The 12,726-nt window shown below is 73.0% G+C and carries 11 protein-coding genes; 7 read left to right on the top strand and 4 right to left on the bottom strand.

From position 1 onward, the window contains the following. The first annotated feature begins 75 nt into the window (after positions 1-75). Complete coding sequence (locus DEI91_RS02960; protein WP_111050818.1) at positions 76-1,248, top strand: aromatic acid exporter family protein; 1,173 nt, start codon at positions 76-78, stop codon at positions 1,246-1,248. A gap of 10 nt (positions 1,249-1,258) precedes the next feature. Here DEI91_RS02960 and DEI91_RS02965 read toward each other — a convergent pair whose 3' ends face one another. After that, on the bottom strand, positions 1,259-2,395 hold the full coding sequence (locus DEI91_RS02965; protein WP_146244180.1) for a hypothetical protein: 1,137 nt from the start codon (positions 2,393-2,395) through the stop codon (positions 1,259-1,261). A gap of 128 nt (positions 2,396-2,523) precedes the next feature. Between DEI91_RS02965 and truA the strand changes: the two genes are divergently transcribed. From truA to glmM, 6 genes are all read left to right on the top strand, one after another. Then, positions 2,524-3,441, top strand: a complete 918-nt coding sequence (truA, locus tag DEI91_RS02970; protein ID WP_111050820.1) for a tRNA pseudouridine(38-40) synthase TruA — start codon at positions 2,524-2,526, stop codon at positions 3,439-3,441. A gap of 49 nt (positions 3,442-3,490) precedes the next feature. Continuing rightward, entirely contained in the window at positions 3,491-4,237 is a 747-nt protein-coding gene (locus DEI91_RS02975; protein ID WP_111050821.1) for an MBL fold metallo-hydrolase, read from the top strand. A gap of 131 nt (positions 4,238-4,368) precedes the next feature. Beyond that, positions 4,369-7,191: an ExeM/NucH family extracellular endonuclease gene (locus DEI91_RS02980; protein ID WP_181439442.1), complete on the top strand. Its 2,823-nt coding sequence runs from the start codon at positions 4,369-4,371 to the stop codon at positions 7,189-7,191. Positions 7,192-7,454: 263 nt separating this feature from the next. Then, positions 7,455-7,901, top strand: a complete 447-nt coding sequence (gene rplM, locus DEI91_RS02985; RefSeq protein ID WP_110824221.1) for a 50S ribosomal protein L13 — start codon at positions 7,455-7,457, stop codon at positions 7,899-7,901. Positions 7,902-7,939: 38 nt separating this feature from the next. Then, positions 7,940-8,425: a 30S ribosomal protein S9 gene (gene rpsI / locus DEI91_RS02990; protein ID WP_110824220.1), complete on the top strand. Its 486-nt coding sequence runs from the start codon at positions 7,940-7,942 to the stop codon at positions 8,423-8,425. Between the two features lie 22 nt (positions 8,426-8,447). Then, entirely contained in the window at positions 8,448-9,821 is a 1,374-nt protein-coding gene (glmM, locus tag DEI91_RS02995; protein ID WP_111050822.1) for a phosphoglucosamine mutase, read from the top strand. A gap of 184 nt (positions 9,822-10,005) precedes the next feature. On the opposite strand, the gene coaA is transcribed toward glmM, so the two are convergent. The 3 genes from coaA to DEI91_RS03010 are packed head-to-tail and all read right to left on the bottom strand — an operon-like array spanning position 10,006 to position 12,668. Next, positions 10,006-10,950 (bottom strand): type I pantothenate kinase, encoded by a 945-nt coding sequence (gene coaA, locus DEI91_RS03000; RefSeq protein ID WP_111050823.1) that lies wholly within the window; start codon positions 10,948-10,950, stop codon positions 10,006-10,008. A 37-nt stretch (positions 10,951-10,987) separates the two neighbouring features. After that, a complete protein-coding gene (locus tag DEI91_RS03005) occupies positions 10,988-11,473 on the bottom strand; it encodes a glutathione peroxidase (RefSeq protein ID WP_111050886.1) in 486 nt (161 codons plus the stop codon). Positions 11,474-11,483: 10 nt separating this feature from the next. Next, the gene (locus DEI91_RS03010; protein WP_146244181.1) at positions 11,484-12,668 is read right to left on the bottom strand and encodes an ATP-binding protein; all 1,185 of its coding nucleotides are present in this window, start codon (positions 12,666-12,668) and stop codon (positions 11,484-11,486) included. Positions 12,669-12,726 lie beyond the last annotated feature (58 nt).

Genomic DNA, 12,726 nt, shown 5'->3' on the forward strand with positions numbered 1-12,726 from the left:
GGTGACCGGGCAGTGAGCCGGGAGGCCCGCCGACGTCCGCCACGCCCCGTACCGACCGAGGAGACGAGGAATCCGATGCAGTTCCCGCACGTCGCCGGCGTCGGCGCGAGGGTCTGGCGGTGGAGCCGGGACTCCGGTACGCAGCCCCGCCTGCTGCACGCCGCGAAGGCCGCCGCTGCGGCGACCCTGGCCTGGGTGATCGCGCAGAACGTGCCGGGAGTGGCAGCGGAGTACCCCTACTACGCCCCGCTCGGTGCCGTCGTGGCGATGCAGACGACGGTGTTCGCCGGACTCCGGAGCGGCTTGCAGACGCTGGTCGGGATCGCCCTCGGCATCGCCGTCGCAGCGTTCACGATGTGGGTCGGCGACCCCGGGGTGCTCGCGGTGGCCATCACGGTCGGCGTCGGCGTCCTCGTCGGCGGCTTCCGGGTCCTCGGCGAGGGCAGCTCGTGGGTGTCGACGGCAGCGCTCTTCGTCCTGCTCGTCGGCGGTGCACATGCCGAGGGGTACTCGCTCGGCTACCTCGTGCAGATGGCCGTCGGCGTGGTGGTCGGGCTGCTCGTGAACTTCCTCGTCTTCCCGCCCCTGCACTTCTGGGACGCGGAGCGCCGCATCGACCAGGTGAACACCGTCCTCGCCGCGCACCTGGACGGCCTCGCGGACGTGCTCGAACAGGGCGAGCGCGACGAGCGCGCGTGGGACCAGGCGCAGGACCGCCTCGACCGTGCCATCGCGGACGTGCGGAGCCGGGTGTCGATCGCCCAGGAGAGCCGACGCATCAACCCGCGCGGTGCCCTCCGCGGGTCACGTGCTCGACTGCAGCGCGACGGTGCCCGCTTCCGCGCGCTCGAGCGCGTCGCCTGGTACACGACGGACCTCACCGAGCTGGTGGCCCGGTCCGGTCCGGTGTCGGCGAACCTGGGGCGCCCGGACGAGGCCTTCACGGCGCCGCTCGTGCACGCCGTCCGACAGGTCGCGGCGATGGTGCGTGGCGACCACCCGCCGGACGAGGGCGACCGGGCGATCGCGGAACTCGAGGAGGCGCTCGACGCCTCGCGCGAGAACCCGTCGGACGTCGCCGTGACCGCGACGGCGCTGGTGGCACTCCGGGGCATCGTCGAGTCCGAACGGCGGGCGACCCGGGACGCCGACACCGAGACCGGCCCCTCCGAGCCGCGGGGGCTCCGTGGCCGACTCGTCCGCCGCCGCGGACACGACGACGACCGCGACGGCGGTCAGCGGGGCTGACGCCGGCAGGTCACGAGGCGAACGACGACGCAGCCCAGCGCTCGATGGCGGCCGCGGTGTCCGGCGCCGCCCGGGTCGTCAGGTGGTACTGCGTCCAGGTCCGGTCGTGCACGACGTCGATGGTGCAGGCGAAGTCGTCGCACGTGCGCCAGGCGGCGTCCCGGGCGCCGAGCCCCGGGAGGTCGACCCGTCCGTCGCGGTCGACGGTGCCCGCGGTGAGCCGCTGCTCGACGATCCATCCACCGTCGGGCAACGAGGCGTACAGCGCCTCCGTGTCGTTCTCGGGGGAGACGAAGCGGCAGGTGCTCCCGCCGACCCGGGTCTGGGCGAACTCGTCGATGGTCGGCGGCGTGTCGGTCTGCGACACCGAGTCCCGGAGGGTGAGGTCCGTGACGGCCGCGACCTTCTCCGGGGTGCAGGTGGTGAAGGACCAGTCATCGGGGTCGTCGCCGCTCTCCGACGCCGTCGGGGACGCGGCGACGGCCTGCCGGACGTGCTCGAGGAGCGACTCGTACGCCGGCTGCATCGCCTCCGGGGTGGCGGCAGAGGCGGTCTGTAGGCGGACGACCTCGACGTCGACCCATGCGGTCCCGGCGAGGACGCCGCCGCTGCAGTACACGCGCGCCGAGTCACTGGCGGCGCAGCCCACCGCGGTCGCGCTCTCGGCGGGCGAGGTCGCGGCGGTCTCTGCGGTCCGGAACGCGGCAGCCGCGTCCGGGAGCACGGCCACCCGCACGCCCTCGTAGGCGGGCTCGTCGACCGTGCGCGCGGCGCGGTCGTCCAGCGGCGAGGTGCCGTTCGACGCCCAGCAGTCCGTCCCGCCCGCGAGTGTGGTGGCGTTCCAGGTCGCGACCGGGTGGGCGAGCGTGGTGATCGCGTCGATGGGCTCGGCGTCGGGGACGAGCGCGCGGACGAGGTCGTCCGGCAGGAGGGCGTCGCACGCGGGGAGGTCGCTGCCGGAGGGCTCCGTGCCGAAGTCGGTCGTGGCCGGCGAGGGGTCTGCCGAGGTCGTGGGGGCGGGGCTCGTGGCGGTCGGGGCGGGCGTCCGGTCGGCGCTCGGCGCAGGCGCACAGGCGGTCATGCCGGCGCTCATCGCGGCCAGGAGTGCGACGGCCACGACCCCCCTCGTGACGGTCTCCATGTGCATGTGTTCAGTATGGGGACGCAGGACCGGGCTCGGACGCGAGCGCGGATCACGTTCCTGTATCGACTGTGGTCGACGGAGCGCGGTCCGCGACAGCACCGTCGTCGCGCTGACGTCGGTACCGTGGAGGTGTGAGCGAGAACGGCCGGACCGAGGGCGAGGCCGGCGTACGGCTGCGGCTCGACATCGCCTACGACGGAGCCGCGTTCTCCGGGTGGGCGCGACAGCCCGGCCTCCGGACCGTGCAGGGCGCGCTCGAGGCCGCCCTCGCGACCGTCTTCACCCGGTGGGGGACACCGCCGCAGCTCACGGTCGCCGGCCGCACCGACGCCGGCGTCCACGCGACCGGGCAGGTCGCGCACCTCGACCTGAGCGGGGAGCAGTGGGCCGCGCTCACCCGTCCCCGCCGTCCGACCGCCGACGGCACCACCCGGGACCCCTTCGCCGGGCTGGTCCGCCGCCTGAACGGGCTCGCCGGCCCGGACGGGGACGTCGTCGTCTCGCGGGCCGCGGTCGCACCACCGGGGTTCGACGCGCGGTTCTCCCCGGTCTGGCGGCGGTACCGGTACCGGGTCGCCGACCTCGACGCCCCCCGCGACCCGCTCCGCCGCGGGCACACGACCTGGTACCCGGGGCGTCTGGACCGGGACGCGATGGAGCGCGGTGCGCTCCGCCTGCTCGGGCTGCACGACTTCGCGGCGTTCTGCAAGCCGCGGGAGGGCGCGACCACCATCCGGACCCTGCAGGCGTTCCGCTGGGACCGCGAGCCGGACGGCGTGCTGGTGGCGAGCCTCCAGGCCGACGCCTTCTGCCACTCCATGGTGCGCGCGATGGTCGGCGGGTGCCTCGCCGTCGGCGAAGGCCGGCTGACGCCGGACCGACTCGACGAGCTCCGGGTGGCCGCCGAGCGCACGAGCGCCTTCACGGTCGCGCCCGCCCGAGGGCTCACCCTGACGGAGGTCGGGTACCCCGACGACGACGGCCTGGAGGTCCGTGCCGCGCAGACGCGTGCGCGTCGCGACGCGGCGGGACACCGGCCCGGCGACTGACCGGGGAGCACCCGCGCCGAGCCGGCGCGCTGGGCGCTACCGTCGGGGCATGGCTCCTCGTGCTCCGCGCTCCGTCGTCTCCGTCGCACCCGGCGTGGTGTTCGTCGAGGGGCCGGTGTCCAACTGGGTCGTGCTCGCCGAGGAGGACGGGGTCGCCCTCATCGACGCCGGGTACCCGGCGGACACCGACCTCGTCCTGGACAGCGTGCTGCTCGCCGGCCACGACCTCGACGAGCTCCGCCGCGTGTACGTCACACACGGGCACGTCGACCACGTCGGCGGCCTGCCGGGGATCCTCGAGCGTCATCCGCACGTCGAGGTCCTCGCCCACGCCGACGAAGTCGCGAACGTCCGTGGACCGGGGCGTCAGCAGGTGACGCCGGCGGAGATCGGCGGACGGCTCGCGGCCCCGCGGGTGCTGCGCTGGCTCGGGCGGGCGATCGCCTCGGACGCGCTCCGACCGACCACCGTCCCGTCCGCCCGGGCGTTCACGGCGCGGGACTTCGACGGCCGCGCGATGACGCCGCTGCCCGCGCCCGGACACACCGCCGGGTCCACCGCGTACCTGCTGCCGGCCGCCGACGCGGTCGTCACGGGCGACGCCGTCGTCACGCACCACGACACCCAGCCGGCCTCGTGGGCGCCGCGGCCGCGGATGATCACGCCGTTCTTCACGGCCGACCAGGCGCTCGCCGTGGAGTCCGCGCGCGTGTTGCCGTACCCGGCGATCGTGCTGCCGGGACACGGCCCGGCGGTGCACCGGGTGGGGTCGGAGTGGGTGCCGATCGAGGGGTGATGCCGAGGGCCCCACGGTGGAACGACGGGTCGACCCTCGTCCGGGGGAAGGTTCACCTGCTCGTAACCTGTGCGCCCGTGCAGGACCGTACGGTCGTCGGGATCCCTGTGAACCACGAACCGAAGGTCCTCATGCCCCGAACCGTCGGACGCACCCTGCTGTGCGCCACGGCTGCCGCGACCCTGGTCGCCGCACCGCTCGTCACCGTCACCGCCGCGACCGCGAACCCCGCGGGCACCGGGCTCGTCATCTCCGAGGCGTACCTCAAGGGCGGCAGTACGAACCAGCCGTTCACGAACCGCTTCGTCGAGATCGCGAACCCGACCGACGCCGCCGTGTCGGTCGACGGGTGGTCGCTGCAGTACCGGGCCGCGACCAGCACCGGCGCGGCGAGCACCGTCGTGCCGCTGACGGGGACCGTCCCGGCGAACGGCACCTTCCTCGTGCAGGGCGGTTCGAACGGCACGGCCGGTGCGCCCCTGCCGCCGCCGGACGTCGTCTCGTCGCTCAACGCGTCCGGCAGTGCGGGCACGCTCGTGCTGTCCGACCGGGCGACCGCCCTCACGCTGCCCGCCGGCGCAGTGCCGACGGGGACACCCGGCGTGGTGGACCTGCTCGGCTACGGCACGAGCAACACGTTCGAGACGACCGCCGCGACGAACCCGGCGGCGGCGAACACCACGCCGGACGCCCTGGTGCGTGCGACGAGCGGCGCGGACTCGGACGTCAACAGCGCCGACTTCACGCTCTCCCGGTCGATCACGCCGCGGAACGCGAAGGGCGAGACCGCCGCCGGCCAGCCGACGCCGACGCCGACCCCGACCCCGGGCGACGGCGGTACCACGCCGCCCGCTGCCCCCGCGGTCGCCGCGACCATCCCCGAGGTCCAGGGCACGACCGACACCTCGCCGTTCGTCGGTCGGACCGTCGTCACGAGCGGCGTCGTCACGGCCGTGTTCCCGACCGGTGGCTTCACCGGCTACACGATCCAGACGCCGGGGACGGGAGGCGCGACCGACCCCGCCACGCGGAGCGCGTCCGACGGGCTCTTCGTGTACTCCGCGGCGACCGTCGGGCGGGTCGCGATCGGTGACCACGTCGAGGTCACGGGTGCGGTCTCCGAGTACGAGGGACTGACCGAGCTCACCGTGCCGGCCACCGGGCTCCGGGTGCTCACCACCCCCGCCGCGGCACCGCAGCCGGCCACCGTCGTCTTCCCGCGCACGGACGCCGCGCGCGAGTCCCTGGAGAGCATGCTCCTCGCCCCGCAGGGCACGTACACGGTCGCCGACAACTACACGACGAACCAGTACGGCGAGATCGCCCTGGCGACGGGGACCGGCCGGCTCCTCCAGCCGACCGAGGTCGCCCGTCCGGGCAGCGCCGAGGCCGCTGCGGTCGCCGCCGACAACGCCGCGCGCAAGGTCACGCTCGACGACGGGGCGAGCACGAACTTCCTCCCGCGCGACGACCAGGGCCAGGCCGCCCGCGAGGTGCCGGTGCCGTGGTTGACGAACGCGGGCCCGGTCACGGTCGGTGCTGCGACGACGTTCACCGCCCCCGTGGTCCTCGACTACCGGAACAACGTCTGGAAGCTCCAGCCGACCACGCCGATCACCGGTGCGACCCCCGCGGCCGACCTGCCCGCCACGTTCTCGGACGTCCGGACCGCGACGCCCGAGGCCGTCGGTGGTGACCTGACTCTCGCCGGCTTCAACGTCCTGAACTACTTCCCGACGACCGGCGACGAGGTGAGCGGGTGCACGTACTACCGGGACCGCGCGGGTGACCCGATCACGGTCGACTCGGGCTGTGACGCCCGTGGAGCCGCCGAGCAGGAGGACCTCGACCGCCAGCAGGTGAAGATCGTGAAGGCGATCAACGCCCTCGACGCGGACGTGGTCTCGCTCGAGGAGATCGAGAACTCGGCTCGGTTCGGCCTGGACCGCGACGCCGCCGTGGCGACTCTCGTCTCTGCCCTCAACGCGGCGACCGGGACCGACACCTGGGCCTACGCCGAGTCGCCCTCCGTCGTGCCGGCCAGCGAGGACGTCATCCGCCTCGCGCTCATCTACAAGAAGGACCGCGTCGCCCCCACCGGTGAGTCGACGATCCTGCTCGACCCGGCCTTCACGAACGCCCGTCAGCCCGTCGCCGACGCCTTCCGACCGGTCGGTGGCACCGCCGAGGACGACTTCCTCGTGATCGCGAACCACTTCAAGTCGAAGGGCTCCGGCACCGGCGAGAACGCCGACCAGGGCGACGGGCAGGGTGCGTCGAACGCCGACCGCGTGCGCCAGGCGCGTGCCCTGGTGACCTTCTCGACGGCCATGCAGGAGCGGTACGGCACCGACAAGACCTTCCTGATCGGCGACTTCAACGCGTACAGCGAGGAGGACCCGATGGTGGTGCTCCGCGACGCCGGGTACACCGACCTCGCCCCGGCGCAGGACGAGGACGAGTACTCCTACGTGTTCAGCGGCCTGAGCGGGTCCCTCGACCACGTGCTGGCCTCGCCCGCGGCGCTCGAGACCGTGACCGGCGTGGACATCTGGAACATCAACTCGACCGAGTCGGTGGGCCTGGAGTACAGCCGGTACAACGTGAACGTGTCGGACCTGTACCGCGACGACGTGTACCGCGCCAGCGACCACGACCCGATCCTCGTCGGCTTCGACGTGACCGCGGCCGAGGTGCCCGGCGACCCGGCCCCGGAGCCCGCGCCGACGCCGTCCCCGGGCGCGGGGAACCCGACGACGCCGCCGGTCGCCGGCGGTGCGGGATCGACCCCCGGGGCCGGTGGTCCGGACGGGACGCCGAGCGCCGGTGGCGGCCTGGCCTTCACCGGCGCGGAGATCGGGGGCGGCCTCGCGGCGGCGCTCGCCCTCCTGGCCGCCGGTGGCGGGCTCCTCGCCCTCCGTCGCAGCCGGGCGACGGGTGGCGGCACCGAGTGACGCCGCGCTGAGCGCGACCACCGACGGGAGGCGCGGTCCGGGTCCCACCCGGGTCGCGCCTCCCGTCCGTGGTACGGCGGTCCCGCGCGCGGTTGACCGACCGCTCCGGCGTCCGCTAGGCTCTCACCTTGGTCTGCGCGCTTTGTTGCGCCAGACAGTCAGATGGGCCCTCCACCGGGTCGTTCTCCGGGCGTCTGCCCGCGGGAACGCCCACCGGAGCGGGATTCACGGACTCCTCACCTCGACACGAAAGCAGCACTCCTGTGACTCGTACGTTCTCCCCGAAGCCGGCAGACGTCCAGCACGACTGGATCGTCATCGACGCGACCGACGTCGTGCTCGGCCGCCTCGCTTCGCACGTCGCCGCCCTCCTCCGCGGCAAGCACAAGGCCACCTTCGCCCAGCACATGGACATGGGTGACTACGTCATCATCGTGAACGCCGACAAGGTCGCCCTGACCGGGTCGAAGCTCGCCAAGAAGGTCTACTACCGCCACTCCGGCTACCCGGGCGGCCTCACGGCCACCACCTACCCGGAGATGCTCGAGAAGCACCCGACCCGCGCCGTCGAGAAGGCGATCCGCGGCATGCTGCCGAAGAACACCCTCGGTCGCGAGCAGCTCAAGAAGCTCAAGGTCTACGCAGGCGCTGAGCACCCCCACGCGGCGCAGCAGCCCAAGCCGTACACCTTCGACCAGGTCTCGCAGTAACAGCGGCCACGACGACTTCCAGGAACGAGAAAACACTCATGGCTCAGATCGCTGACTCCATCGACCAGACCCCGGAGACCTTCACCACCGAGAGCGCGCCCGTCGCGTCGGAGGCGGCTCCCCGTCAGATCCTCAACGTCTCGGGCGGTGCCGTCGGTCGCCGCAAGGAGGCCATCGCGCGCGTCCGCCTGGTCCCCGGTTCCGGCACCTTCTCGGTGAACGGCCGCACGCTCGAGGACTACTTCCCGAACAAGCTGCACCAGCAGCTCATCAACGACCCGTTCAAGGTGCTCGAGCTCCTCGGCGCGTACGACGTCACCGCCCGCATCACGGGTGGCGGCCCTTCGGGTCAGGCCGGCGCGCTCCGTCTCGCCATCGCCCGCACCCTGAACGAGATCGACCGCGAGAACAACCGCGCGACCCTCAAGAAGGCCGGCTTCCTCACCCGTGACGCCCGCGTCATCGAGCGCAAGAAGGCCGGTCTCAAGAAGGCCCGCAAGGCGTCGCAGTTCTCGAAGCGCTGATCGCCTGACGGCGGGAGATCGCATGCCGCGTCTGTTCGGTACCGACGGCGTTCGTGGCCTCGCCAACGGCGAGTTGACGGCCGCGCTCGCACTGGGTCTTGCCCAGGCGAGCGCGGCCGTGCTCACGCACGGACACCATGCCGACGCTCGACGAGCGTCCGGTCGCACGCGCCCGCGGGCCGTGCTCGCGCGGGACCCGCGCGTCTCCGGCGAGTTCCTGGGTGCCGCGGTGGCGGCCGGGCTCGCCTCCGCCGGCGTCGACGTCCTCGACGCCGGGGTCATCCCCACCCCGGCAGCGGCCTACCTCGTCGCGGACATCGACGCCGACTTCGGCGTGATGATCTCCGCGTCGCACAACCCCGCCCCGGACAACGGGATCAAGTTCTTCGCCGCTGGTGGTCGCAAGCTGCCGGACGAGGTCGAGGACCGCATCGAAGCGGCCATGCACGACCAGTCCGCGCCGACCCCCACCGGAGCCGAGGTCGGGCGCATCACGCGCTTCGCCGACGCCGAGGACCGCTACGTGGTCCACCTGCTCGGCACGCTGCCGCACCGACTCGACGGGATCCACGTCGTGCTCGACTGCGCCAACGGAGCGGCCTCCGGGGTCTCGCCCGAGGTGTTCGTCAACGCGGGCGCGAAGGTCACGCTCATCGGAGCCGACCCGAACGGCATCAACATCAACGACGGTGTCGGGTCGACCCACATCGACAACCTCGCGCGTGCCGTCCTCGAGGCCGGTGCCGACGTCGGCATCGCCCACGACGGCGACGCCGACCGCTGCCTCGCCGTGGACGCCGACGGCAACGCGGTGGACGGCGACCAGATCATGGCGATCCTCGCGCTGTCGCTCAAGGAACGCGGGCGACTGGTCGACGACACCCTCGTCGCGACGGTCATGTCGAACCTCGGGCTCAAGCGCGCCATGGCGGACGCGGGCATCACGGTCCTCGAGACCGGTGTCGGCGACCGCTACGTCCTCGAGAAGATGACCGAGGGCGGGTTCTCGCTCGGCGGCGAGCAGTCTGGCCACATCATCTTCAACGACTACGCGACGACCGGTGACGGGGTGCTGACGGGCCTCCACCTCGTCGCCGAGATGGCACGGACGGGCAAGACGCTCGGCGAGCTGGCGGCGTGCATGACGGTGTTCCCGCAGGTGCTCCTCAACGTGAAGGGCGTCGACCGCCACGGGCTCGACGACCAGGGCGTGCAGGACGCGGTCGCTGCCGCCGCCGACGCCCTCGGTGACTCCGGCCGGGTGCTGCTGCGTCCCTCGGGCACGGAGCCGGTCGTCCGCGTGATGGTCGAGGCCGCGAGCCAGGAGGACGCGCAGCGCGTCGCCGAGGAGCTCGCCGACGTCGTGCGTGCGCGGCTGACGCTCGAGGCCGCCTAGCCGCTCCCGGCGCGCGCCCCGCGGCGGCCCCGCGGCCCCGCGGCCCCGCGGCCCGGCGGTGCCGTCCGGTCCCGCACAACAGGAACCCGTCCGAACCAGGGGTATCCGTGGTTCGGACGGGTTCCTGTTGTGCCCCGCCAGCGCACGCCGTGCGGCCGCAGAGCGCCTCGGTCGCCGATGCCGGTCAGATCTTGCGGAGCAGGACGCTCGTCACCTTGTGGTCGGCCGCCTTCTTGAGCACGAGGGTCGCACGGGAGCGGGTGGGCAACACGTTCTCGAGCAGGTTGGGTTCGTTGATCGCCCGCCAGACCTCCGTCGCGGTGCGGACGGCGTCCTCGCGGGACAGGTCGGCGAAGCGGTGGAAGAACGAGTCCGGGCTCGCGAACGCCTGCTCCTGCAACGCCAGGAACCGGTCGACGTACCAGGACTCGATGTCCTTCGTCTTCGCGTCGACGTAGATCGTGAAGTCGAACAGGTCGGACAAGGCCAGGCGTCCGTGGACGGGCGGAGCGAGCACGTTCAGGCCCTCCACGATGAGGATGTCCGGCTGCCGCACGACGATCTCCGCGTCGGGCACGATGTCGTAGACCAGGTGCGAGTAGTACGGCGCCCGGACCTCGGCGGCACCGCTCTTCACGTTGCTGACGAACCGCAGGAGTGACCGACGGTCGTAGGACTCGGGGAAGCCCTTGCGGTCCATGATCCCGCGGCGCTCGAGTTCCGCGTTCGGGTGGAGGAAGCCGTCGGTCGTCACGAGTTCGACGCGCGGTGTGTCCGGCCACCGCTTCGTCAGCTCGCGGAGCAGTCGGGCGACGGTGCTCTTGCCGACCGCCACCGATCCGGCGACGCCGATGACGAACGGCGTCCGGCCCGCACGCTCACCGAGGAAGCGGCTCGTCTCGGCGTGCAGGTCCCGCGCGCCGGCCGCGTACAGCGTCAGGAGCCGGGAGAGCGGCAGGTAGACGTCCTGCACCTCGGTGATGTCGAGGCGGTCACCCAGGCCGCGCAGCTGCACGATCTCGGTCTCGGTGAGGGAGAGGTGCTCCTTCGGCGCGAGCTGCGACCACTCGTCACGCGGGATCTCCACGAAGGGGGTGGGGTGCGCGACGGTCGTCTCCGGGATCGGCATGGGGTCGAGCGTACTCAGCCGGGAGGCCCGGCACCGGTCAGGCGGGGAGGGCCGCCTCGATCGCGGCGACGACCTCGGGAGCGTCCGGCTTCGTCGTCGGGCGGAAGCGCGTGACCGTGCCGTCGGGCGCCACGAGGAACTTCTCGAAGTTCCACGCGACCCGACCGGCCTTGCCGGAGGCGTCCGGCGTCTCCTTCAGCTCCTTGTAGAGCGGGTGCGCGCCGCCGCCGTTCACCTTGACCTTCTCGGACATCGGGAACGTCACACCCCACGTGGCGGAGCAGTACTCCTCGATGGCCTCCGACGAGCCGAGTTCCTGGAGGAACTGGTTGCTCGGGAAACCGAGGACGGTGAAGCCCCGCGGCCCGTACGTCCGCTGGAGTTCCTCGAGCTGCTCGTACTGCGGAGCGAGGCCGCAGCGTGACGCCACGTTCACCACGAGCACGGCCTTGTCGGCGTACGAGCCGAAGGTGGTCTGCTCGCCCTGCAGGGTGGTGATGGCGATGTCGTCGAAGCGTCCCATGTCGCGCACGCTAGCCGCCCTCGTCGGGGGTCGCCTGGCCGTCGACGAACGCATCGAGTCGCGGCACGGTGAGCGCCACCCGGTCCGGGCCGGGCATGAACAGCAGCCCCTTCTCGCACAGCGACCGCCGGACCGACGCCCAGCCGCTCGCCGACGCCGGTGCTGCGTCCACCGTGGCGACGGCGGCCGCGGTGCCGGACGCACGGGCGACACGGCGGAGGTACTGCTGCTCCAGCTCCGACGCGCGGTCCCACCACCCCGGGAAGAACCCGGCGTCGAGCTCTGCCTGACCGCGCTCGACGCCGGCCTCGGCGTCGGCCCGGGTGATCGTGCCGCCGTCGACGGCGGTCGCCCATGCGCATGCGGCGAACGTCTGCAGGTGGATCGGGTAGCCGTCGGCGGCGTCGAGCACGACCCGGGCAGCGTCGTCGTCCCACAGCACGCCCGCCGCCCGAGCGGGGTCGCGGAGCGCCGACTCCGCGCTGGTCCGCGACAGCGGACCGACCTGCCGGAACGCGAACATCCGTCCGGCGTACGACCGGGCATCGCAGAGGACCGCCGGGCTGTTCGGCAGGCCCGCGGCCGTGACGAAGAACGGCCAGCCGCGCTGCACGGCCCGGTGCTGGACGGTCAGGAGCGCACCGAGCAGGTCGAGGTCGACGTCCTGCACCTCGTCGACCACGACGAGCAGGGCGGTGCCCCGCTCGGTGAGTGCCGGAGCGAGGTCCTCGACGGTCTCCTGCAGGTCGATCTCGGCGACGCCGGTGTCCGCTCGTCCCACAGCGGGCTCGACACCGAGGTCGACGGACACCCAGCCGAAGGCGACGCCGAACGAGCGCACCGCGGCGAGCGCCGTCGCCGCCTGGCTCGTCATCCCACGACCGCGCAGACGGCGTGCTGCCAGCGCGAGCCCGTGCGCGAGCTGGCGGCGGACGCACGCCCGTCCAGAGGGGCGGCTCCGGCCCTCGAGCTCGACGACCAGCCAGCCGGCATCGCTCGCCCGGTCGCGCATCCGGTCGAGGAGCACCGTCTTGCCGACCCCACGGAGACCGGTGAGCACGACGCCCCGACCCGGTCGCCCGGCGGCGGTGCGGCTCACCAGGTCGTCGAACGCGCCGAGCTCCTCGTCACGCCCGGCCAGCAGGGGCGGTCGCACCCCGGACCCGGGCGCGTAGGGGTTCTGGTCGGTGTGCATCACAGCAGCGTGCTGGACGGGCGCGTGTACGACCGAATCCTCCGTATGTCGTCGACGA

The sequence above is a fragment of the Curtobacterium sp. MCBD17_032 genome (assembly GCF_003234855.1).
Taxonomy (GTDB): domain Bacteria; phylum Actinomycetota; class Actinomycetes; order Actinomycetales; family Microbacteriaceae; genus Curtobacterium.